The organism is Epilithonimonas zeae (assembly GCF_900141765.1).
Lineage (GTDB): Bacteria > Bacteroidota > Bacteroidia > Flavobacteriales > Weeksellaceae > Epilithonimonas > Epilithonimonas zeae.
Genome location: NZ_FSRK01000003.1, coordinates 263,789 through 285,910, shown reverse-complemented (window position 1 = coordinate 285,910; position 22,122 = coordinate 263,789). Strand labels below are relative to the sequence as shown.

Annotated in this window: 23 protein-coding genes; 17 read left to right on the top strand and 6 right to left on the bottom strand. The window is 34.6% G+C overall.

From position 1 onward, the window contains the following. Nucleotides 1-131 precede the first annotated feature (131 nt). Nucleotides 132-815, bottom strand: coding sequence for a Bax inhibitor-1/YccA family protein (locus BUR19_RS17560; RefSeq protein WP_083600819.1), 684 nt, complete (start codon nucleotides 813-815; stop codon nucleotides 132-134). A 174-nt stretch (nucleotides 816-989) separates the two neighbouring features. Between BUR19_RS17560 and BUR19_RS19015 the strand changes: the two genes are divergently transcribed. The 9 genes from BUR19_RS19015 (at nucleotide 990) to BUR19_RS17515 (ending at nucleotide 9,458) form a co-directional block, all read left to right on the top strand. Beyond that, complete coding sequence (locus BUR19_RS19015; protein WP_175565930.1) at nucleotides 990-1,127, top strand: hypothetical protein; 138 nt, start codon at nucleotides 990-992, stop codon at nucleotides 1,125-1,127. Nucleotides 1,128-1,250: 123 nt separating this feature from the next. Then, nucleotides 1,251-2,402: a homogentisate 1,2-dioxygenase gene (locus BUR19_RS17555; RefSeq protein ID WP_074237039.1), complete on the top strand. Its 1,152-nt coding sequence runs from the start codon at nucleotides 1,251-1,253 to the stop codon at nucleotides 2,400-2,402. Between the two features lie 533 nt (nucleotides 2,403-2,935). Continuing rightward, nucleotides 2,936-4,207, top strand: coding sequence for an acetyl-CoA hydrolase/transferase family protein (locus BUR19_RS17545; RefSeq protein ID WP_074236817.1), 1,272 nt, complete (start codon nucleotides 2,936-2,938; stop codon nucleotides 4,205-4,207). A 71-nt stretch (nucleotides 4,208-4,278) separates the two neighbouring features. Then, nucleotides 4,279-5,073 (top strand): hypothetical protein, encoded by a 795-nt coding sequence (locus BUR19_RS17540; RefSeq protein WP_074236816.1) that lies wholly within the window; start codon nucleotides 4,279-4,281, stop codon nucleotides 5,071-5,073. 342 nt (nucleotides 5,074-5,415) lie between these two features. After that, the gene (hppD, locus tag BUR19_RS17535; RefSeq protein ID WP_074236815.1) at nucleotides 5,416-6,546 is read left to right on the top strand and encodes a 4-hydroxyphenylpyruvate dioxygenase; all 1,131 of its coding nucleotides are present in this window, start codon (nucleotides 5,416-5,418) and stop codon (nucleotides 6,544-6,546) included. Nucleotides 6,547-6,629: 83 nt separating this feature from the next. Then, entirely contained in the window at nucleotides 6,630-7,877 is a 1,248-nt protein-coding gene (gene fahA / locus BUR19_RS17530) for a fumarylacetoacetase (RefSeq protein ID WP_074236814.1), read from the top strand. 5 nt (nucleotides 7,878-7,882) lie between these two features. Continuing rightward, on the top strand, nucleotides 7,883-8,335 hold the full coding sequence (locus BUR19_RS17525) for a hypothetical protein (protein ID WP_074236813.1): 453 nt from the start codon (nucleotides 7,883-7,885) through the stop codon (nucleotides 8,333-8,335). A 6-nt stretch (nucleotides 8,336-8,341) separates the two neighbouring features. Further along, complete coding sequence (locus BUR19_RS17520; protein WP_074236812.1) at nucleotides 8,342-9,163, top strand: flavin reductase family protein; 822 nt, start codon at nucleotides 8,342-8,344, stop codon at nucleotides 9,161-9,163. A 49-nt stretch (nucleotides 9,164-9,212) separates the two neighbouring features. Continuing rightward, nucleotides 9,213-9,458, top strand: a complete 246-nt coding sequence (locus BUR19_RS17515; protein WP_074236811.1) for a hypothetical protein — start codon at nucleotides 9,213-9,215, stop codon at nucleotides 9,456-9,458. Nucleotides 9,459-9,464: 6 nt separating this feature from the next. On the opposite strand, the gene BUR19_RS17510 is transcribed toward BUR19_RS17515, so the two are convergent. The 5 genes from BUR19_RS17510 to truA all read right to left on the bottom strand — a co-directional run bounded on the left by BUR19_RS17510 (nucleotide 9,465) and on the right by truA (nucleotide 14,185). Continuing rightward, entirely contained in the window at nucleotides 9,465-9,758 is a 294-nt protein-coding gene (locus tag BUR19_RS17510) for a CPCC family cysteine-rich protein (protein WP_074236810.1), read from the bottom strand. 15 nt (nucleotides 9,759-9,773) lie between these two features. Next, complete coding sequence (locus BUR19_RS17505; protein WP_074236809.1) at nucleotides 9,774-11,522, bottom strand: ABC transporter ATP-binding protein; 1,749 nt, start codon at nucleotides 11,520-11,522, stop codon at nucleotides 9,774-9,776. A gap of 121 nt (nucleotides 11,523-11,643) precedes the next feature. After that, nucleotides 11,644-12,411, bottom strand: a complete 768-nt coding sequence (locus BUR19_RS17500; RefSeq protein ID WP_074236808.1) for an alpha/beta hydrolase — start codon at nucleotides 12,409-12,411, stop codon at nucleotides 11,644-11,646. 343 nt (nucleotides 12,412-12,754) lie between these two features. After that, nucleotides 12,755-13,342: a Crp/Fnr family transcriptional regulator gene (locus BUR19_RS17495; RefSeq protein WP_074236807.1), complete on the bottom strand. Its 588-nt coding sequence runs from the start codon at nucleotides 13,340-13,342 to the stop codon at nucleotides 12,755-12,757. Between the two features lie 108 nt (nucleotides 13,343-13,450). After that, nucleotides 13,451-14,185: a tRNA pseudouridine(38-40) synthase TruA gene (truA, locus tag BUR19_RS17490; RefSeq protein ID WP_074236806.1), complete on the bottom strand. Its 735-nt coding sequence runs from the start codon at nucleotides 14,183-14,185 to the stop codon at nucleotides 13,451-13,453. Nucleotides 14,186-14,394: 209 nt separating this feature from the next. Between truA and BUR19_RS17485 the strand changes: the two genes are divergently transcribed. The 8 genes from BUR19_RS17485 (at nucleotide 14,395) to BUR19_RS17450 (ending at nucleotide 22,104) form a co-directional block, all read left to right on the top strand. Continuing rightward, nucleotides 14,395-14,697: a hypothetical protein gene (locus BUR19_RS17485; RefSeq protein WP_074236805.1), complete on the top strand. Its 303-nt coding sequence runs from the start codon at nucleotides 14,395-14,397 to the stop codon at nucleotides 14,695-14,697. Between the two features lie 20 nt (nucleotides 14,698-14,717). Beyond that, entirely contained in the window at nucleotides 14,718-15,212 is a 495-nt protein-coding gene (locus tag BUR19_RS17480) for a metallophosphoesterase family protein (RefSeq protein ID WP_074237038.1), read from the top strand. Between the two features lie 7 nt (nucleotides 15,213-15,219). Next, on the top strand, nucleotides 15,220-15,714 hold the full coding sequence (locus BUR19_RS18870; RefSeq protein WP_074236804.1) for a Smr/MutS family protein: 495 nt from the start codon (nucleotides 15,220-15,222) through the stop codon (nucleotides 15,712-15,714). A 9-nt stretch (nucleotides 15,715-15,723) separates the two neighbouring features. Then, nucleotides 15,724-16,563, top strand: a complete 840-nt coding sequence (locus BUR19_RS18865) for an alpha/beta hydrolase (RefSeq protein ID WP_074236803.1) — start codon at nucleotides 15,724-15,726, stop codon at nucleotides 16,561-16,563. Then, complete coding sequence (locus tag BUR19_RS17465) at nucleotides 16,560-16,952, top strand: DUF1398 domain-containing protein (protein ID WP_245799103.1); 393 nt, start codon at nucleotides 16,560-16,562, stop codon at nucleotides 16,950-16,952. Before BUR19_RS18865 ends, BUR19_RS17465 begins: the two co-directional genes overlap by 4 nt. A gap of 128 nt (nucleotides 16,953-17,080) precedes the next feature. Next, nucleotides 17,081-19,927 carry a SusC/RagA family TonB-linked outer membrane protein gene (locus tag BUR19_RS17460; protein WP_074236801.1) on the top strand — a complete coding sequence of 949 codons (2,847 nt, stop codon included), beginning with the start codon at nucleotides 17,081-17,083 and terminating at the stop codon, nucleotides 19,925-19,927. Beyond that, nucleotides 19,928-21,349 carry a RagB/SusD family nutrient uptake outer membrane protein gene (locus BUR19_RS17455; RefSeq protein WP_317041457.1) on the top strand — a complete coding sequence of 474 codons (1,422 nt, stop codon included), beginning with the start codon at nucleotides 19,928-19,930 and terminating at the stop codon, nucleotides 21,347-21,349. Between the two features lie 77 nt (nucleotides 21,350-21,426). Further along, nucleotides 21,427-22,104 carry a hypothetical protein gene (locus BUR19_RS17450; protein WP_074236800.1) on the top strand — a complete coding sequence of 226 codons (678 nt, stop codon included), beginning with the start codon at nucleotides 21,427-21,429 and terminating at the stop codon, nucleotides 22,102-22,104. Nucleotides 22,105-22,122 lie beyond the last annotated feature (18 nt).

The following is a 22,122-nucleotide window of genomic DNA, read 5'->3' as shown; positions in this document are numbered from 1 at the left end:
TGTTAGACAAAGCTAACAATTTTATTTTAAAATTGAAATTTTGTGATAAAATAAAATTTTGACATAAAAAAACTCACCAAAAAAATTTGATGAGTTTGTATTATTATGTCAATTCTCGAAGACTTTCTATACTAATCTCTTCTGCTCAAAAATATTCTCAAAATATACCAGAACAAAAGCATTATCGATGAGAACATTTGCAAAGCAGCGCCAACATATTGTCCTTTTGTGTAAACATTTTTGATGTTGTAAGTCTCATAAAGAATACTCGCACTTGCCAATCCAACCATCGCCAGAGAGAACCAAAGTCCCAAATTGAAGCCGAAAATTGCACCCACAACAATAACGCCTAATGCTACAAAACCACCAATTACGATAATATTTCTAAGGAAAGAAAAATCTTTATTGGTGAAAAATACTGTTGCTGTCAATCCGGCAAACATAAAAAGGGTTACCAAAGCTGCTTGAGTAATGATTTGTGGCGCATACAAACTTGCAATTCCCAACATTGGTAAGAAAATCACGGCTTCTATCAAAACAAACAGTCCCAATCCCAAATATTGTGTGTTTTTGGACACAGAGAAAGATAATTTTGTGGCTAGCATAGACACCATCCAAAAAATTCCAATCACGGCAAGCCAAATATATTTTCCCGTCACCAAAGACAAAATTGTCTCCAACGGAATCGCCTGTAACAATAAATATTCCACCGCTCCAAAAGCCAAAATAGCGACTGCGACGTGCATATACGTTTTCCTGTAAAATTCTGCTCTTTCTATTTCTGACAACTGAGAAACCATTAACGAATCATTCATCTGTACTAATTTTAATATTCTCAAAGATAACATTTTCTATTAAAAACGCATCTTAAGGTTTTCATAATTCTTTTTTATTACGGAATTTTTAGAAGCCGGGAACCTGCTGTCCGCTATATCTTTTTTGTCATTGCGAACGTAGTAAAGTAATGTGTTCAACATTGTACAATCGCAATGACAAAAAAGGATGCCGCTACCATCAGGGCTAATGACATTCAGCATCCAAACAACATTCAGATAAAAATGCAATATTGTCTTTCAGTAGGAACCAGACTGTTGAGTTTCCTTTGGAATGACAAAGTTTGTATTTAATTCTTTCCTGAGCGAAGCACCTTTATGAACCTTAAAATATTTTCAAAAATCTTTGCAAACTTTGCGTTCAAATCAAAGTATCAGAAAAAAATATTACATTTGAAAAAAGCCAAATCTAATAAAATGAGATACGTTCAGCTAGGGAAAGTTCCTCAAAAAAGACACACGATTTTCAAGTCAGAAGAAGACCAGTTCTATTACGAACAACTCTTTGGGACAGAAGGTTTTCACGGGATTGCGTCGTTGCTTTATCATACTTATCGTCCGACTCAAATCAAATCGATTGGCAATGTAAAAGACGTCACACCAAAAATTGCGGTGGAAAAAAACGTCACGCCTAGAATGATAAAAGGTGCAAAAGTGACCGCCGAAGATGACTTTTTGGAAAGTCGAAAAGTTCTGATGCTAAACAATGATTTGAAAATGGGTTTGGCGAAACCAAGAAAATCGACAAACTATTTCTATAAAAATGCAGAATGCGATGAATTACTTTTCGTTCACGAAGGAAAAGGAATTCTGAAAACCATGCTCGGAAATATCGATTTTTCCGTCGGAGATTATCTCATTATTCCGAGAGGAACAATTTATCAATTGGAAGTAGAATCGGAGAAAAATGTCTTCTTTTTTATAGAAGCGCATTCGCCGATTTACACTCCAAAACGCTACAGGAACGAGTTTGGACAATTGCTTGAACATTCGCCGTTTTGTGAGCGTGATATTGTTCCACCCACTTTTATAGAACCAAAAAATGAGAAAGGCGATTTTCTGATTAAAGTCAAAAAGGAAAACCAAATCACGGATTTCATTTATGCCACGAATCCATTTGATGTGGTTGGTTGGGACGGTTATTTTTATCCTTACAAATTCAATATCAAGAACTTCGAACCGATTACTGGAAGAATTCATCAACCGCCTCCGGTTCATCAGAACTTCGAAGCGCACAATTTTGTGGTTTGCTCATTCTGTGCAAGAATGTATGATTATCATCCGCAAGCCATTCCTGCGCCTTACAATCATTCCAATATTGATTCGGATGAGGTTTTGTTTTACACAGAAGGTGATTTTATGAGCAGAAATCACGTCGACTTGATGGATTTTTCTCTTCATCCGGGCGGAATTGTGCACGGTCCGCATCCAGGTGCGATGGAAAGAAGTATTGGCAAAAAATTTACAGATGAATATGCGGTGATGGTTGACCCATTCCGGCCATTGAAATTGACTGAAGAAGCAATAAGGGTGGAAGACCCAACCTATAAAACGAGTTGGTTGGAATAATCTGAAAAACAACAAAAAAGCTAATAGAAATGTTAGCTTTTTGTTTATAATCCTTTTTAACTCCCAGCAAACGGACTTCCAAAAATCCCAACTGCCAATTCTGCCCAAACCAAAAACTAATAAAGCAAGAGTCGCAACAACTAGAATCAACCTTGATTTTAAAGTTTTAAATTTTTTCAAAACAAAATCGATAGTAAATGTTGTGATGAAAAGCAAAATTCCCATTATCAGAAAATCGGATAAAGTCCAATTCACTTCTTTGGTAAACTGCATCGCAATCAGCGGAATACTTAGAATTACAAATGGAATTGAGTAGAGTAAAGTGCTTCTTTGGTTTTGTGTCATCATAATTTTTGAGTTTTTAATTACTGTAAAGAACTTTGAATTACAAAGTAAATAAATTTTGTTTGAATTATTGAAAATTAATTTCATTAAAATTTAAAATCACCTTTGAAATATGACTTTTAACCAAACTGATAACGCTCATTTTTTTGTTTATCTTTAGAAAGTAAATTTGTAAAAAATAACTTGCTATGGTCAATTACGTTAGTTCAGAAGAAGCGGTTTCAATCATAAAAAGCGGTGACAGGATTTTCGGACACGGCAGTGCGTGTACGCCTAATCTTTTGTATGATGAATTAGCAAAACAATCTTCCCGTTTGAGCAATGTGGAAATGGTTTCTATCACACAACAAGGGAATGTTGAAATTGCAAAACCTCAATATAAAGACAATTTTTATGTCAATTCATTATTCACTTCCACACCGGTTCGTGAAGCTGTGAATGGTGAAAATGGTGACTATGTTCCTATTTTTTTGAGTGAAATCCCCATTCTTTTCAAAAACGGAATTCTGCCAATTGATGTGGCTTTGATAACAGTTTCTCCGCCAGATAACCACGGTTATTGTACATTGGGAACTTCTGTAGATGTTGCGAGAAGTGCGATTGACACCGCTAAAAAAATCATTGCTATTGTTAATCCAAAAATGCCCAGAACACATGGCGATGGAATGATTCATATCAACAGAATCGAGAAATTGGTTTGGAGCGAAGAAGACCTTTTGACGATTGATTACGGTTCTAAAGTTGGTGCTGAAGAAATGCTGATTGGGAAACACGTTGCAGAATTGATTGATGATAAAGCCACTTTGCAAATGGGAATCGGAACTATTCCGGATGCGGTTTTGAAATGTTTGGGAAATCATAAAGACCTTGGTGTTCATACAGAAATGTTAAGTGATGGCGTGATTGATTTGATTAAAAATGATATCATTAACAATAAATATAAAGGAACCCATACCAATAGAACGATTACCAGTTTTTGCTTTGGGACCAGAAGATTGTATGACTTTGTAGATGATAATCCATCGATTGCTTTTATGGATGTTCAGCACGTTAATTTCCCGATTAACATTATGAAAAATAAAAAGATGCACGCTATCAATTCAGCAATCGAGATTGATTTGACTGGTCAGGTTTGTGCAGATTCTATCGGGACTTATCAATTCAGCGGAATTGGCGGGCAAATGGATTTTATGCGTGGTGCTGCTTTAAGTGAAGGTGGAAAACCAATTATGGCTTTATCTTCCAGAACCAAAAAGGGCGTTCCGAGAATTGTTCCTTTCCTGAAGCAAGGCGCAGGCGTTGTAACAACCAGAGGTCATATTCATTACGTTGTTACGGAATTTGGAACGGCTTATCTCTACGGTAAAAATCTCCGTCAAAGAGCAAAAGCTTTAATCGAGATTTCTCATCCGGATGATAGAGAGATGTTGGACAGAGCAGCTTACGAAAGATTTAAATAAAAATAATTTTGTTATTGAAAAGCCTTTGCATAAAGGCTTTTTTGTATATTTGAGATTATAACAATATCTGATTGAAATCGATTTACAACTTAATAAAGGAAGAAGTACGAGAGCATTCTATCGTAAAAAACTCTATTTTGGCGGATTCAAATCCTTGGAAAAGAAGTCATTATGTTATTCTAGCCGAAGTGATTAAAGAAGAGCTGGCCCAAAAAGAAGAACTTCAGAACGAGAAAAAATTTGAGTTAGGAACCAGTATTTCTCATATCACATTGCAGCGTTTTTTTGAGAGCGATTATGATTATAAAACGCATAATGATTTACGCTTTCTCAAAACTTTGGATAAGATTTGTATTTTTCTGGGTTTCAAGGATCTTAATTCCTTTGTAAAAAAAGCAAAAGGCGATAAGGTCTATGGCGAGTCTTGGCTGGAGAAGGATTTTGCTAAAGATATTGTTTATAAGTACTGCCAGAAAAACTTCGAGTTTTTCAAACTTTTTCCAGAATTACGTTTGGATGTTTTCGAAGATTTAATTTTCCTAGAATCACCTTTTATAGAACGAATCAGAAGTTACAGTTCTCAGCTTTGTGATAATGGACTGAAACTTTTTACCAATAACAACCGATCGAATTTTGAAATTTTTGATATCGAGATTGTATCTGAACAAGACGAAATGATTGTGGTAAAAACGCAGGAATTCTGGAATCTTGTTTTTGTGGTGGAAAATACAGATGAAGAATATATTATTAATGAGCTGGATGCGCAGATTTATTTTATAAAGAAAATAGATAATGTCTGGAAAATTTGGGACAACTATAATCCTAATTCCGGATTGCTGAACAATCTTATACAAAAAAAGCCGTAAAGGACGGCTCAATCTTACACTCGTGTTTCTAGAATACTAACTCATAGACAAATTTAATAATTGAATTATATTTTAGTTAAACTTAAGTGTACTTAAAATTACATATTATGTAATTCATAATTTTTATTGGCTTTTGTATTTTTATGAATAATTAAATTTAATTATTTGTAATTATAATATCTCATAATTTTAATATGAAAGATTATTTTGCATTAAAATATTGAGTGTTTTTAAGATGTTTAGCTTAACACTTTTTATAGAACAAACTAAAACTAACAACTGTTAGTTTATTTCAGGAAAATGCTTATCTTGGCATCATTAGATATAAAAGTAAAAAGTAAAATGTCAACACTCACTTTTGCCGAGAAAATCGCACAAGCCGAGAATTTTCTCCCAATCAACGGAACCGATTTTATAGAGTTTTATGTAGGAAATGCCAAGCAAGCCGCTCATTTTTACAAAACAGCGTTTGGATTTCAGTCTGTCGCTTATGCTGGCCCGGAAACTGGAGTCAGAGATAGAGCGTCTTATGTTCTTCAACAAGGAAAAATCAGATTGGTTTTAACGTCTGGTCTTAGGTCAGATTCTCCAATTTGTGAACATCAGAAAAAACACGGTGACGGGGTTAAGATTCTGGCACTTTGGGTAGATGATGCTTACAAAGCTTTTGAAGAAACGACTAAACGTGGCGGAAAACCTTACCTAGAACCAAAAACTTTGACGGATGAATTTGGAGAAGTGAAAATGTCGGGTGTTTATACTTACGGTGAAACCGTGCATATGTTCATAGAACGCAAAAATTATACAGGTGCTTTTATGCCGGGCTACGAAAAATGGGAAAGCGATTATAATCCTTCTGACGTTGGATTATTATATGTTGACCATTGTGTAGGAAATGTCGGTTGGGACAGAATGATTCCGACAGTTGAGTGGTACGAAAAAGTAATGGGATTTGTGAATATTCTTTCATTTGATGATAAACAAATCAATACCGAATATTCTGCGTTGATGTCAAAAGTAATGTCCAACGGAAATGGTTTTGCTAAATTCCCAATCAACGAACCAGCTGAAGGTCAGAAAAAATCTCAGGTAGAAGAATACCTGGATTTCTATGAAGGCGAAGGTGTTCAGCATATTGCAGTTGCTACCAAAGATATTGTAAAAACTGTTACAGAACTTAAAAATAGAGGTGTAGAATTTCTTTCTCCACCACCAGAAGCCTATTACGAGATGATTCCTGAAAGAGTAGGAGCTATTGATGAAGATATCAAAAAACTCCAAAATCTTGGTATTCTGGTGGATTGTGATGAGGAAGGTTACTTGCTTCAGATTTTCACAAAACCCGTCGAAGACAGACCAACTTTGTTCTACGAAATCATCGAGAGACACGGTGCTCAGAGTTTCGGAGCTGGAAATTTCAAGGCACTTTTCGAAGCTTTGGAAAGAGAGCAGGAGAGACGCGGAAATCTTTAAACCCAAATTATTTTCTTATATTTTTACAATTAAAGCATTATTTTTAATGCTTTAATTTTTTAATCTAATTCTAAATTCAAAAAATGAAATCCTTCATCAATTATCCTTCAGATTCTGATTTTTCAATTCATAATATTCCGTTTGGAGTTTGTGTTTTCAACAAAGAATTTATTGCCTGTGCCACAAGAATTGGCGATATCATCATTGATCTGGCAACTTTATTCGACCTTGGCTATTTTGAAGATATCAAAGATTTCGAAGAAAATGTTTTCGAAGGTTACACGATCAACGAATTTATAGAATTAGGAAAACCAGTTACGAATAAAGTTCGCGAAAGAATTCAGCAATTGCTGTTAGAAGATTCTTTGCTGTCGAAAGACGAAAGAGCTTTGGAAGAATGTTTTTATAACTTGGATGAGATTCAGATGATGATGCCTTTGCACATCCCGAATTATACAGATTTTTACAGTAGCATCCAGCACGCAACCAATGTAGGAATGATGTTTCGTGACCCTGCGAATGCGTTGTTGCCCAACTGGAAACATTTGCCGGTTGGTTATCACGGTCGCGCTTCGTCCATTGTTTTATCAGGAATCGATATTACAAGACCTTGTGGACAGATTAAACCTGCTGATTCAGATAAACCAATTTTCAGTGCATCGAAACAACTCGATTTCGAATTAGAAATGGCTTTTGTTGTCAATAAAAATACAGATTTGGGAGAAAGGATTTCTATTTCGGAAGCAGAAGATGCAATTTTCGGAATGATGATTTTTAATGATTGGTCTGCGAGAGATATCCAAAGTTGGGAATATGTTCCGTTGGGACCATTTTTAGGAAAGAATTTTGGTTCGTCTATTTCACCCTGGATTGTGACTTTAGAAGCTTTACAACCATTCAAAACCGAATCTCCGAAACAAGAACCGGAAGTTTTAGATTATTTAAAATTCGAGGGTGATAAAAATTACGATATCAATCTTGAAGTTTATTTGAAGCCGGAAAATTCTGAGGAAAATCTTATTTCTCAGAGCAATTACAAGTTTATGTATTGGAATATGTTCCAGCAATTGGCGCATCACACGGTGAATGGCTGTAATGTTGAAGTTGGCGATGTTTATGCCAGTGGAACTATTTCCGGAGAAAATGAAAAATCTTACGGTTCTATGTTAGAATTGACTTGGAGAGGAACAAAGCCTTTGCAACTCAAAAACGGAATCGAAAGAAAATTCATAGAAGACGGCGATACTGTTATTATGAAAGCTTGGTCGGAAAAAGACGGAATTCGAGTTGGTTTTGGGGAAGTTTCTGGGAAAATATTGCCGGCAATTTAAATTTAATGAAAGTTTCTATTTGTTTATTTGTTGTCATCTTTTTATTCGGTTGTAAAAAAGCTCACGAAGGAATTAGTGATTGTATTTGTGTAGCAAAAGACACGTCGGATTCAATAATTAACATTACCAATCCAGTTTTTGAAATTAGAGATAATCAAGGATTTATAAATTACAATTGTGCTGAGATTGAAATTGCGATTGCTTCTGTAACAGATTCAACAGGAAATGAATCTTGTGAAAATTTAGTGGATGTTAAGTGTATTTCGAATAAAACTTACAGCTTAAAATTGGCGAACAAATTACATTATACATCTACAAAATTCAAAGAAATAAATTCGACGGATGAATCTGATAAACGTTTCCTGATGAATGAATTAAAGGCAAATTCAAAACAAATTTTTGAGTTGAGTATTGATAAGCAAAGAGAAATTGTGTCAATTAAAAAATTTGAAAAATAATACTTAATGAAAACCATCATTCCTTCCGATATTTCCGCTGTTCAGTTACAACAAGTTATGCAAACTGCAATTGCGCCACGTCCAATTGCTCTGGCAAGTACAATCAACGAAAAAGGAGAAATCAATCTTTCGCCTTTTAGTTTTTTCAATATGTTCAGCACAGTTCCGCCGATTGTGATTATTTCGCCTTCCAGAAGAGTTCGTGATAATACGACAAAGCATACGTTGGAAAATCTGAAAGAAGTTCCGGAATTGGTTATTGGAAATGTGAATTTCGATATGGTTCAACAGGTTTCTTTGGCTAGTACAGAATATGAAGATGGCATAAACGAATTCCTCAAATCAGGATTGACGATGAAGCCAGCAGATTTGGTAAAACCACCTTTGATCGCAGAATCACCAGTTAATTTCGAATGTAAAGTTTTAGAAATCAAATCACTTGGAGATCTTGGTGGTTCGGGAAATTTGGTGATTGCAGAAATTGTGAAAATTCATATCAATGAAAAATATCTGGATAAAGCCGGAAATCTTGACCAGAAACAATTGGATTTGGTAGCGAGGCTGGGAAGTAATTTCTATTCCAGAAATAACGAAAATAACATCTTCGAAGTTCCTAAACCTTTGGTCACGAAAGGAATCGGTTACGACCAACTTCCTGACGAAATCAAACAAAGTGATGTTTTTACAGGCAATGACCTTGGGATGTTGGCAAATGTAGAAATTTTACTGCAAGGTCAATTTTCTTCAGAAAAAGATGTACATTTATCTGCACAAAAGTTTTTAAAAAATAATGAAGTCGAAAAGGCGTGGGAAATTTTAAAACTTTAAAAATGCTTTAAAACTAAAACTTGTAAACTAAAAACTAACCAAATAAACTATGAGAAGGACGGTGTATAATACCATCATCAGTGTTCTGATTTTGGTTATTTTGGTATCCGTTTTCGGCGTTATCAATACTCAAGTCAGTTTGAAGTACGAAACCGAAAATCCAAAAGACTGCATTTCTGTCATTACAGGGAGAGACCTTTGTTTATGGATTAAAAGCCTCAAAATTATCATTATTGTTTGTCTGATATTGACTTCAGGATTAATAAGTTTCAGGTATAAAGTTATTAAGGATTAAGGAAAATCATAAAATTCTTACATCATCAATATTTGGTTGCCTAACATTCTTAATCATACTTTCTTCACAAGCACCAAATTTCTCAAAATTTTCTTTTGCTTGATTCAATGAAACTCGATTTGGGCCTCCTTCATAATTCGGATTATGAGATTGAATAATATCGTCTTCCCAAAAACAAATTTCACAGATTTCAAAAGTTCCATTCGGAAATTCAGACAAAGTATTATATCCGCAACATTTACAAAAAAATAATCCTTTTGCCGAAATTAAGTTATCATTCGAATTCTGTTGTAAACTCATAATAAAAATGTTCTGTTAAATCGTCTTCTCTCCATCCTCACTCACAACCTGAGCCTTATAAAGAACAGAATAATAGCCATTCTTAGCCAGAAGTTCCTGATGCGTTCCTTCTTCCACAATCAGTCCGTGGTCCATTACGATGATTTTGTCTGCTTTTTCTATTGTAGAAAGTCTGTGTGCAATGATGATTGAAGTCCTGTTTTTCGTGATTTTTTCAGTCGCTCTTTGTATTAATTTCTCACTTTCGTGGTCGATAGATGAAGTCGCTTCGTCAAGAATCAGGATTTTCGGGTCAGAAAGATAAGCTCTCAAAAATGATAATAATTGTCTTTGTCCAAGAGAAATAGAAGAACCTCTTTCGCTCACCACATAATCATAACCGTTTGGTAATCTTTCTATAAACTCATCAACCTCAATTTCTCTCGCCGCTTTTTTGATATTTTCGAGTGTGATATCTTCATCGCCCAAAGTCAGGTTTTCAAAAATACTGCCGTGGAAAAGGAAAACGTCCTGAAGAACAACACCAATATGACTTCTCAAATTATACAGCTCATAATCTCTGATATCCACATCATCTAACATTATTTTTCCGGAATTGATATCATATAATCTTGTAATTAGGCTGATAATCGTTGATTTTCCTGCTCCGGTTGCACCAACAATGGCAACAGTTTCACCAGGATTCACTTTGAAATCAATGCCTTTCAAAACTTCCTGTTTATCATCGTAAGCAAAATGAACATTCTCAAACTCAATTTTTCCGTCAAAATGGTCTTTGGCAATTGTTCCGTTATTCGGCATCGCTTGGTCTTCGTCCATTACACCAAGAACTCTTTCCGCACCAACAATTCCTCTCTGAATATTATTGAATCTATCCGCAATCTGTCTCAGCGGACGAATCAGCATATTGATGAACTGAATAAAAGCAATAATAACGCCCGGCGTAGATTTAATGAAACCTCCATAAAATAGAATAAATCCAATAAAAAGTGACGAAATCAATTCAACAACCGGAAAGAACAATGAGAAGATAAAAACTGTTCTTAGCAATGCTTTTTTCAGCTCGATATTGATTTTATCGAATTTTGAAAATTCTGCTTCTTCTCTATTAAAAACCTGAATCAATGACATTCCCGCCAAACGCTCCTGAACAAAACTGTTTTGTGTTGATGTCCAGCTTCTTTCCGAACCAAATGCAACCTTCAGTCTTTTTTGGAAAGCTCTTGTAATGATGACCATCAGCGGAAGAATCGCTAACGAAATCATACTCAGATGTGTATCCACCTGAAACATCGCAAATAGAACCATCACAATTCTCAGGATATCCCCGAAAACCATCAAAAATCCATCTGTATAAACTGTCGCAATTGTTTCTACGTCACCAACAGCTCTCGTTACCAAACTCCCAATTGGGGTTTTGTCAAAAAATGCAGTTCGGAAATAGATGAGTTTGTGATAAAGTCTTTCTCTGATGTCTCTAATCACATTCTGTGAAATGAAATTCGAGAAATAAACCAAGAAAAAGTTAAGAATCGTCTCCGCAATTACCAATCCAATCAGCAGATAGATGTGCTTCATCAGCTTTGCTTTATCTTTCAGCTGAACAATGTCTATATCGACTACATTTTTGGTAAGAATCGGTCTGTAAGTGGAAACAATGGCGAGAAAAATTGAAATGATCAGTGTGAAAATAAACCACGACCTAAATTTCATTCCGATTAAAAATAATCGCTTGACAATGTCCCAAGTATTTTGTTGCTTCATTTTTATTCTTAGAATTCCGGAGATTTTTTTCAGTATCGAAAAAATCTTTGCAAAAATAAGACTTTAAAAATTGAAACGCCGACCATTAACTAAATTTATTAATAGACAAAATGAATAAGATTTATTGTTTCTTAATCCAATTCAAAACATATTCGGCAACTTCTTCCCAGCCTTTTTCACCACAGATAAAATGACTTCTCCCTTCAAAGATTTTCAAATCTAGAATACTGTTTTTGTCTTTGTAAGAATTGGCAATTTTTGCAGTAAAGTCAGCCGGAAAAATAGCGTCATTAGCACCTCCGATGAACAATAGCGGATTGTGGGCTTTCTTAAAATCAACATTACCAATCGATTTCAAAAGCGGGTCTCTCGCTAATCTTCTGCTTTCCGGAGCAGCGACTGTTTCGTACAATTTATCGCTTTCTTCTCGGGAATAGTTATTGAAAAACGCACGATGATACCAATCTTTTGTTCCAAGATATGGGTTGTTTCCTTTAAAGAAATTGAAAACCGGCCAAACAATTTTTATCGTTGACAAAGGCGCCATTACATTTTTTGGAGGAGCGCCGTCTATGCTCACTCCGGCAACAGCTTTGTTTAATTCAATTAGTTTTTGAACCAATAATCCACCGAAAGAATGTCCTACAACGATCGGTTTTTCTGGAAGCGTGTCAATGAATCTTACAAGGTTATTCAAAGTTTGTTCGAAGCTTACAGTTCTTAGTTCAGAAGGAATGTTTCTTTTCAATTCGACAGGATTTCCTGCGTGTCCAGGATTGGAAGGTGTGTGAACGGTGTAACCTTGGTTTTCGAAATAAGTTTTCCATTCTTTCCAGCTTGTATTGTTGACGAATAATCCGTGAATCAATACGATAGTTTTTGTTTGCATAATATTTTGATGTTTAAATTATGAGACAAAGTTCAGAAGATTGAATGAGGAAAACTTTAACCCAAGTTAAAATCGCATCATTTTGAAAAATAAATATTTATGAATTGTATTTTCAGAAATTGAAACATAGTATTTGTCATTCCGTAGGAATCTAAACCATTGAGACTGACTTCGTCGAACCACTTCATTAGGTTTCCTATTGAATAACAAACTTGGGTTTTTATGCTGACTTTTGATTTGTATTGAACTCTGCAGCCCGACTTGAACGGAGCTCTTTTTCTTTTTTTCTCAAAAAAGAAAAAAGCGGGAGCGGAAGGCGGATAAAGCTGCCCTAAAAATTAAATTATTTCCCCGAAAGCCTTTTCCTAATCCGGCTAAGAGACGGTCCTTGAATTCCCAAATAAGACGAAATATGATAAAGCGGAACATTGTTAAAAATATCCGGATGTTGCTTAATGAGGTCGAGATAACGTTCTTCGGGAGATTTCAAAAGAAAACCTTCGATTCTTGTCATTGTCACATTGAAAGCTTCCTGAGCTAACAATCGTCCAAATTTTTCCCATTGATGCGACTTTTGATACAACGAAAGCAAATCCGTATAACGAATATAAATAATCGAAGCGTCTGTCATCGCCTGCGTAAAATAATCACAGGGAATCTGATTGATAAAACTCTTGAAAGAAACCACAAATCCGTTCGCAGAATAGAGAAAAACGTTCTTTTCTTCGCCCGCTTTTTCGTCAATCGTATAAGAACGGAAAACGCCGTCAACAATAAATCCGAAATAAGTACAAACCGTTCCTCGAAGATTATAGAATTCACCTTTTTTGTAATCCTTCACAAACCAAAAATCGGAAGATAATTTGAAATCATCTTCGGAAAGTCCGGCAAATTGATTCAATGCAAATGCGAGTTTGTCTATTTCGGTCATTAGTTTAAGATTTTAAAGAGTTAGTTGTTTTAAAGTCAATTAGTTAAAAATATGAAAATAATATCACTTCTCAATAAAAAAACTCTAAAACTCTTTGATTCTCAAACACTAAAAATCATAGCCAACATCTACCAGAAAAAGTCCTTGTGCAGGCGCGGAAACTCCAGCAGAATTCCGGAATTTGTCCTCGATTATTTTTCTCAAATCGCCTGGAACAATTTTTCCAGTTCCGACTTCAACCATTGTTCCGACAATCGCTCTTACCATATTTCTCAGGAATCGGTCTGCAGAAATTGTGAATTTCAATTGGGTTCCATTTTGCTCCCATTCGGCTTTATAGATTTTACAGATATTGGTTTTGTTATCGGTGTGGAGTTTGGCAAAACTTGTAAAATCATCATATTCGAAAAGGATTTTGCAGGCTTCATTCATCAGGTCGAGATTCAACGGTTTTTGACGCCAATATTGCCAGGAAGCATCTTTGGAAAAAGGGTCTTTTTCCAGCGAAATATAATATTCATAAGTTCTATAAGTTGCACTGAATCTCGCGTGCATATCATCAGCAACCTCAAAAATTTGTTTAATAGCGATATTTTCTGACAAAAAAGAATTGAGTTTATGAACTAAGTTTTCATCAAGGTTTTGTTCAGTTTCAAAATGCGCAAACATTTTCTTAGCGTGAACGCCCGTGTCTGTTCTTCCTGCTCCGGTTGTTTTGATGGGTTCACGAAGAATCGTGGACAAAGCTTTTTCCAATTCTTCCTGAACAGAAATCTGTTTAGGCTGAATCTGATAACCAAAATATGCCGAACCGTTGTAAGAAAACTCTATAAAATACCTCATCTCAAGGGCAAATTTCTTCTTTTTTTTTCAATTATTAAAGCAACTTATATTTTAATCGCAAAGACGCAAATGTTTAAGAATAAAAATAAATTCTTTAAGTCGCAAAATTTGCTTTTGCGACTTATAAACATATCGATTTTAGTTTTTTTTGTGCCTTTGCGCTAAACAAATAGTAATTCGTAATTTCGTGATTCGAAAAATCCTGAAAAATGAAACCTATCAAAACAAATAAACTTTCCAATCCTGCCGAATTTATAAAACTGATGGTCATTATATTTGTGTTGGTTTCAGTTTTTCTTTTCAGTCAAGGGTTGTCGCAAACACAAATTTTGGTCAACATTATTGTATTGCTGATTCTTTTCATTGGTTTGCAACTCACATTCGTGATTCTATATAAAAAGGGAATCAGGACTTTTGCGTTTTGGATTCTCATAATTTTACTATTATTGGGAATATCGCTTGCAGGAGCAATTTGGTATTTTTCAAAATATGGAATTTCTTTTCAGCTTTAACTTTTAATTTCAATTTCAAAATGAAACGTATTCTTCTTTTATCAGACACGCATTCTTACATCGATGACAGGATTCTCGATTATGCTAAAGATGCTGATGAAGTTTGGCATTGCGGAGATTTTGGTAATATGAATGTGATTGAGGAACTCGAAAAAATAAAACCAATTCGTGGCGTATATGGTAATATTGATGAAGCTAAAATCAGAACGATTTTTCCAGAAGTTTTGAGTTTCAAATGTGAAGATGTTGATGTTTTGATGATTCATATAGGTGGTTATCCGGAACGATATTCGCCTTTAGCCAAGAAAGAAATTGCTGAAAAAAAACCGAAATTATTCATTTCCGGACATTCTCATATTCTGAAAGCAATGTTTGATAAAAAGAATAATCTTCTTCATCTTAATCCGGGTGCTTGCGGAAAAACGGGCTGGCACAAAGTGAGAACGATGATGCGTTTTACAATCAATAAAGATGAAATCAAAGATTTGGAAATCATAGAATTAGGCGCTAAATAATTTTGAAATGAAAATTGGAGATTTAGTTTCTGTCATTGATGAAAATCTTAGAGGTAAGGTTCTGAAGATTATTGCCAATCAGGTAAAAATTGAAGATGAACACGGCTTTACTTATAATTTCCCGAAAGATAAATTAACAATCATTGATTCAGATTTGTACGAAAACTCTCCAATTATCAGGAAAAAAGAAACTCCAAAAATTACCTCGAAAAAGCATAACAAAACACCTCTGAAACTCGACTTACATTTTGAATTATTAGTCAAAAATCCTTCGGATTATGAAGCTTTTGAAAGATTAATGATTCAGAAAGAAAAGCTTTTGGAAACCATTGATTTCTGTAGAAAAAATCATATCAAAAATCTGTTGATTATCCACGGAATCGGCGACGGTGTTTTACAGAAAATGGTCTACGACGTTTTAGAAGGTCTCACGAATATCGAATACGACAGCGATGGATTTTTCTATCATCAATCCGGAAATGTCGAAGTCAAATTTTTATAAAAAGTAATTATGTTCAGAAAACCAATCAGCCTTATTTTAATTTTAGTTTTTGCACTCAGTTTTGCTCAAACAGAATATGAAACAGAAAACAATATCTCTTATTATCCTGAGAATATTATAAAAAGTGATTTTTACATCAATTCTCAATGCAAACTGAATTTCTATTATCCAACCAATGCCAAGAATTTCCCGACTGTTATTTGGTTCCACGGTGGCGGATTAACTGGTGGAAATAATGAGTTGCCAAAAGAATTACTGAACGAGAATATCGCTGTTGTAAGTGTAGAATATCGTTTGGCTCCCAAAGTAAAAGCGCCAGCTTATATAGAAGATGCCGCTGCAGCAACGGCCTGGGTTTTCGAAAATATCGAAAAATACGGAGGAAATAAAAATCTGATTTTCGAGTCTGGACATTCGGCGGGTGGTTATCTGGCAATGATGATCACGCTGGACAAAAAATATCTTCAGAAATATAAAATTGATGCAGACCAGATTGCAGGACTGATTCCGTTCAGCGGACAAGCTATCACACATTTTCAAATCAGAAAAGAACAAGAAATCCCTGAATTACAACCGACAATTGATCAATATGCACCACTATTCCACGTACGAAAAGATGCGCCGCCCATTGTTTTGATTACAGGCGACAGAGAATTAGAATTGTTCGGACGATATGAAGAAAACGCGTATTTTGCAAGAATGTTGAATCTCGTAAAACATCCTTCCGTAAAATTATTTGAGGAAGATGGATTCGACCACGTGAGTATGTCTCAACCAGCTTTTCATCTATTGATCAAAGAAGTTAGAGAACTAACTAAGAAAATAAAAACACAGAAAAACTTACAATGATGTTCACACTACAACAAATTCAAGAAGCGCATTCCAAAGTGGAGAGTGGAAAAGGATTCCCACAATTTGCAAAAATAATTAGAGAATTGGGCGTTAAAAGCTTAGAAACCTTCGTGGAAGATGGTTCTACTAATTATTTAGGAAGCGATGGTTACAAAGTTTCTGCGCCACAACAATACGCACCATTGTTAATCTATGGAATCCCAAATCCGGAGAAATTCTTATCTGATCTACGAAATCATCAGCAAGGCGCAACAGACTTTTTCCAGTTTTGTAAAGATTGTGCCGACAGCGGAATTTACAAATGGATTGTCGATATCGATGCCAAAACCTGCACCTATTACACAGAAAACGGAACAATCGTTTTTGAAGAACAAATCCCTATCTAATTTTAACATATAATTTAATCTACATTAAATTGAGATTAAAATCTTATTAAAATGTAATTAGAAATGAATTTTCTTAAAATAAAATTAACATTTTTGCCAATAGTTGTTAATTTTAAATAAGAAATTTTATGAATGTTAAACTTAAAATTCTGAGTGCAGGAGTTTTGTTTTTTACAGGACAAGCTTTATTAGCTCAGAAAACTGATACTGTTAACACAGCTAACATAGACGAAGTTGTTATCGTTGGATTCGGTCAGAAAAAAACCGTTCAAGAAGTTACAGGATCAATAAGTACGATGACAGGAAAGTCAATAGAAGACATCCCTGTTGCTTCTGTTGATAAAATGCTTCAAGGAAGAGTTTCAGGTGTCCAGGTTGGAGCAGCATCTGGTCAGCCAGGAGGTTTTGCTAATGTTAGAGTTCGTGGTGTATCTTCTATTAATGGGGTTACCTCACCTATTTATATTGTTGATGGAGTAAGAGTTGCAAGTGGTGATTTAACTACCGCTAACACTACCGCTAACATCTTAGCAAATATGAACCCAGATGATATTGAAAGCGTAACTGTACTTAAAGATGCTGTTTCAACGGCAGTGTATGGTGCAGATGCTGGAGCTGGAGTTATCGTCATTACTACTAAGTCTGGTAAAAGAGGTAAACCAAGATTTAATTTGTCTTACAATACTGGATTCAATCAACAAGCAGTAAGTAATCATAGAGCTTTTACCGGTCAAGAATATAAAGAATATTTAAGAGATCTTCTAAATAATACGCTTAATACAAATCACAGCATAGAAGATATTGCGAATGCAAATGGAACAATAGGAAATGCTACTTTTGCAAATATTATGAAATCTCCTTACAGCACAGATTGGCAAGATGTTGTAAGGAAAGATGGTTATCAGCAAAATGCAGATCTCAGCATGTCAGGAGGTAATGATAAATTTACTTATTATGCGTCTGCCAATATGTTTGATCAGAATAGTATTATTAGAAACTCATTCTTTAAAAGGCTATCATATACAACTAAATTATCTTATCAGGCTACTGAAAAACTAAAAATTAGTTCAGATTTTCAGATTTCACATGGAAAAACTAGAACATTGCCAGAAGGTGGCGGTTTTGCAAATCCAATTTTAGCCCAGTATTTTAATAGACCGACTGATCAGGCAAGAAATCCTGATGGATCTTGGTATTGGAACCCTGCTACTGCAAGATTGAGTAATAATCAATTTAATCCAGGATATTTACTAGAAAAAAATTATGAACAAGCAGGAGCATTAAGAGCTTTTGCCAACTTGAATGCAGAATACAAAATTTTAAATAACCTAACTTATAGATTTGTATTCTCTCCGGAATATATAAGTGTTGAAGAAGATAGATATTGGAATCCAATCCATGGAGATGGGTTTGGGTATGGAGGATATCAGAGAACATCTGTTAATAGGTTTTTTAACTTTAATGTTCAGAATATCTTAGATTATTCTAAAAAAATTGACCGACATAATATCGGAGCATCCTTCATTCAAGAAGCATACAAATCTGATAGGAAATTCTTATCGGCAACAGGTATTACAGTAGGGAATCCTTCTTTAGAAACACTTTCTAACTTTGTTGTACCTTATGGATACGCAGGTAGACAATTTATTAATTCTAGATATGGTTATGCAGTCACAGCACATTATGATTATGATAAATTGGTGTTGATTGATGGATCATACAGAAGAGATGTGTTATCACAGTTTATGCCAGGTAAAAAAGCTGGTGATTTTTGGTCTGTAGGTGTAGGTGTTGATTTGGCAAGAATTAATTTCTTAAAAGAAATTGATGCGATATCAATGTTGAAATTTAGAGGATCTTATGGAAAACTGGGTAACCAGATTACAGCTAATCCATACGCATTGTTTGCTTATAATTTGAATTATAATGATTTTGCTGGTGCGCAGTACTATAACATCGATAATCCAAACTTATCTTGGGAAACTGTAAATCCTTTAAACATCGGTTTTGATTTAGGATTATTCAATGATAGAATTAAGATAAGCGCAGAATATTATAGTAAGAAAACCAATGATTTGATTTATAATGTACCACTTTCTCCTTCTCAAGGTGGTGTAATTTATAATGAAACGACAGGAGTGTATACTTACGGAGTTATGGTTGATAATATTGGTACGTTAGTTAATAGAGGATTTGAATTCTCCATTAATGCTGATATTTTCAAAGGAGATTTTAATTGGAGTATTGGCGGTAACTTGTCAACACTGCATAATGAGATAACCGAATTATACGGAGGAACTGTAAATACGGGAACAACTACTTTGAGAGAAGGAGAGGGCGTTCGTACGTTTTATCTTAGAAAATGGGCTGGTGTAGATGCTGCAAACGGAGATCCATTATGGTATGTCAATGGTGTTGGTGGTGAGACAACAAACGATTACAATAAAGCTCAACAAGCAACACAAGGATCGTTCTTGAGCACACTTTTTGGAGGAGCCAATACAAGTTTGTCTTATAAAGGTTTTGGTTTGGATCTTCAATTCACTTATGGATTTGGTGGAAAAATTTATGACGACTGGGCTTCATATACTTGGAGCGATGGTCAATATACAGCTACTTATCCAGGTTACGGTGATGTTATGGGTGATTATTGGACTCCTACTAATACAAGTGCCAACAATCCTAAACCATTATCTGGTGGTAATAAAAGATCAAATGCAGCTTCAACAAGGTTCTTGTATGATTCAGACTTTATAAGATTAAGTAATGCAAGATTTGGATATACTTTTACTGGCGATATTCTTAATGGAAGTGGTCTTAACTCCGTACAAATATATGTAATGGCGAATAATGCTTGGACTCATAGGTTTGATGATAGACTTAAATTTGATCCTGAGGTTAACGTGTCTGGTTACACAAATCTCGCACTACCAATCCTAAAGTCTTACCTATTTGGTGTTAATCTAAGTTTTTAAATGAATAAATTAAATAAGATGAATAATATAATAAAAACAGGGATTCTTGCGGTTCTTATTGGATCTTTAACTATATCTTGTTCTGATGATTTTGTAGAAAGAGAGTTTTACCAGGAAGTAGAACAAGCTCCTCTAAAAACAACTCAAGAAATGCAATCCTTTGTAAGAGGAGCATATGTTTCTATGCGCAATACGCAATACTATGGAGCTGATTTTTTAGCTTATGCAGAAATTAGATCAGACGAGATGTATAGCACATTGCAAGGTGGATATTATACAAACGTTTATAATTATACGCAGGTGTCAAATGATCTTTACGCAAGGGATACATATAACAGAATCTATGAAGTAGTTGGTAAGTCTAATATTGTTATCAATTCTGACCTTAATGGAATTGAAGGAACATCAGCTGATAAAGCTACAGCAACATTTGCGCAAGGTCAAGCTTACGGATTGAGAGCAATTGCTTTCTTTGATGCTTTCAGACTTTATGGACAAAAATATATCCCAAATGGTACATTGGGAATTGTATTACCATTGAAATATGATCCAAAAGCTTTGATGCCAAGGGCTACCATTGCACAAACAGAAGCGCAAATTGATGCAGATTTTACAAAAGCTCTTCAATTAATGACTGCAGGTACAATGTATTCAAATACTAAATCAGATCTAACCATTAATGCCCTTAAAGGTATGATGTCAAGGTTTTATCTTTATAAAGGTGATTATGCAAAAGTAAGATCTTTAACTAATGATTTGATAGGGAAGTATAGTGTTATTGCAGCTGGATTACATCAGACTTCTTTCCAGTTTTTAATGAATGGAGCAGCTCCTAACTCCGTTTTTGAATTGGCAGTGGGAATTAATTCTTCGCTCTCTACAGGGTCTTATAGACAAAGATTGAACTCTTTGGGTTATGGCAATATTGTTGTTTCGGCCGCAGCATACAACTCATATGCTACAAATGATATTAGAAGAAACTTAATCACAGTCGCTGGTACAGGAGCAAATGCAGTCAGGTATCTTTCAAATAATAACGGTACAGGTAAATATACTAATACTGTAGGAGCTGATAATATTAAAATTTTACGTTATGAAGAAATTCTGTTAAATGGCGTTGAAGCCGAATTAAATGGAGGTGATCCAGCGAAAGCTCTTACATATTATAACCAGATTATTACTAATAGAGGTTTAACTGAAGCAACAACAGTAGATATGGCATTACTTAAGGCAGAAAGAATGAAAGAACTTCTTGGTGAAGGTCTTCGTCAATGGGATCTTAGAAGATGGGGAGATGCAATTCCGAGACCAGCTGCAGCACCTGCTGATCAAAACTTAAATGCATTCCCAATACCAAGAACAGAGACCGATATTGCAGGAACTCCTGTTCTACCTAACCCAGGATATGATAATAGTAATTAATATATCACATCAAATTTTTTCAACAAGAAAGCCACTATTAGTGGCTTTCTAATTTTAAAATTTTAAAAACTAAAACAATGAATAAATTTATTTTAATAGTTTTTTTATTAATAGCAGATACAATATTTGCTCAGGCTGGAAATGAAAATATATCTTTTTCAACGGGTAACTTTTTTATGAGAGGTAACAGGCCTTCTACAAAAGAAAAAATAATAGATGGAACGCCATATATCAATGGCAATGATTTTACTAAAGTAATCATAGAAGGTTATAGCAAAAATGTACAAAACCTGAGATATAATGCCTACGATGATGAAATGGAATTCAAAGAAGGCGAAGACATTTATTTTACCAATAAAGAAGAAGGTTTGAAAATCGATTTTCCTGCGCTCAAAAAAACTTATCAATGCCTTAATTATTCATACGATAACAAAAACAGATTTGGATATTTAGTGCTATTGGTTGATAATCCAAAATATTCATTGTTTAAAAAAGAGAAAGTTGAACTTTTAAAAGGAGAAAAAAGTCCCAATGCATATAGCAAAGACGCCAATGATTATTATGCAAAAGAAAAAGATGTGTACTTGATTAAAAAAGATAATACTTTTTCTAAACTGCCAAAAAATCAGAAGGAATTCATAAATGATTTTTCTCTAAATAAAACCGAATTTGATAAGTTTATAAAAGACAACAAACTTAATTTTTCCAAAGAAGAAGATCTTAAAAAAATTATTACTTACTTCAATAGTTTATAAACGAAACAGGCTCAACAG

What these genes read in the sequence shown, in the direction of transcription:
- BUR19_RS17560 (WP_083600819.1), bottom strand. Translation starts at nt 815, where the DNA reads ATGAATGATTCGTTAATGGTTTCTCAGTTGTCAGAAATAGAAAGAGCA.
- BUR19_RS19015 (WP_175565930.1), top strand. Translation starts at nt 990, where the DNA reads ATGACAAAAAAGGATGCCGCTACCATCAGGGCTAATGACATTCAGCAT.
- BUR19_RS17555 (WP_074237039.1), top strand. Translation starts at nt 1,251, where the DNA reads ATGAGATACGTTCAGCTAGGGAAAGTTCCTCAAAAAAGACACACGATT.
- BUR19_RS17545 (WP_074236817.1), top strand. Translation starts at nt 2,936, where the DNA reads ATGGTCAATTACGTTAGTTCAGAAGAAGCGGTTTCAATCATAAAAAGC.
- hppD (WP_074236815.1), top strand. Translation starts at nt 5,416, where the DNA reads ATGTCAACACTCACTTTTGCCGAGAAAATCGCACAAGCCGAGAATTTT.
- fahA (WP_074236814.1), top strand. Translation starts at nt 6,630, where the DNA reads ATGAAATCCTTCATCAATTATCCTTCAGATTCTGATTTTTCAATTCAT.
- BUR19_RS17525 (WP_074236813.1), top strand. Translation starts at nt 7,883, where the DNA reads ATGAAAGTTTCTATTTGTTTATTTGTTGTCATCTTTTTATTCGGTTGT.
- BUR19_RS17520 (WP_074236812.1), top strand. Translation starts at nt 8,342, where the DNA reads ATGAAAACCATCATTCCTTCCGATATTTCCGCTGTTCAGTTACAACAA.
- BUR19_RS17515 (WP_074236811.1), top strand. Translation starts at nt 9,213, where the DNA reads ATGAGAAGGACGGTGTATAATACCATCATCAGTGTTCTGATTTTGGTT.
- BUR19_RS17510 (WP_074236810.1), bottom strand. Translation starts at nt 9,758, where the DNA reads ATGAGTTTACAACAGAATTCGAATGATAACTTAATTTCGGCAAAAGGA.
- BUR19_RS17505 (WP_074236809.1), bottom strand. Translation starts at nt 11,522, where the DNA reads ATGAAGCAACAAAATACTTGGGACATTGTCAAGCGATTATTTTTAATC.
- BUR19_RS17500 (WP_074236808.1), bottom strand. Translation starts at nt 12,411, where the DNA reads ATGCAAACAAAAACTATCGTATTGATTCACGGATTATTCGTCAACAAT.
- BUR19_RS17495 (WP_074236807.1), bottom strand. Translation starts at nt 13,342, where the DNA reads ATGACCGAAATAGACAAACTCGCATTTGCATTGAATCAATTTGCCGGA.
- truA (WP_074236806.1), bottom strand. Translation starts at nt 14,185, where the DNA reads ATGAGGTATTTTATAGAGTTTTCTTACAACGGTTCGGCATATTTTGGT.
- BUR19_RS17485 (WP_074236805.1), top strand. Translation starts at nt 14,395, where the DNA reads ATGAAACCTATCAAAACAAATAAACTTTCCAATCCTGCCGAATTTATA.
- BUR19_RS17480 (WP_074237038.1), top strand. Translation starts at nt 14,718, where the DNA reads ATGAAACGTATTCTTCTTTTATCAGACACGCATTCTTACATCGATGAC.
- BUR19_RS18870 (WP_074236804.1), top strand. Translation starts at nt 15,220, where the DNA reads ATGAAAATTGGAGATTTAGTTTCTGTCATTGATGAAAATCTTAGAGGT.
- BUR19_RS18865 (WP_074236803.1), top strand. Translation starts at nt 15,724, where the DNA reads ATGTTCAGAAAACCAATCAGCCTTATTTTAATTTTAGTTTTTGCACTC.
- BUR19_RS17465 (WP_245799103.1), top strand. Translation starts at nt 16,560, where the DNA reads ATGATGTTCACACTACAACAAATTCAAGAAGCGCATTCCAAAGTGGAG.
- BUR19_RS17460 (WP_074236801.1), top strand. Translation starts at nt 17,081, where the DNA reads ATGAATGTTAAACTTAAAATTCTGAGTGCAGGAGTTTTGTTTTTTACA.
- BUR19_RS17455 (WP_317041457.1), top strand. Translation starts at nt 19,928, where the DNA reads ATGAATAAATTAAATAAGATGAATAATATAATAAAAACAGGGATTCTT.
- BUR19_RS17450 (WP_074236800.1), top strand. Translation starts at nt 21,427, where the DNA reads ATGAATAAATTTATTTTAATAGTTTTTTTATTAATAGCAGATACAATA.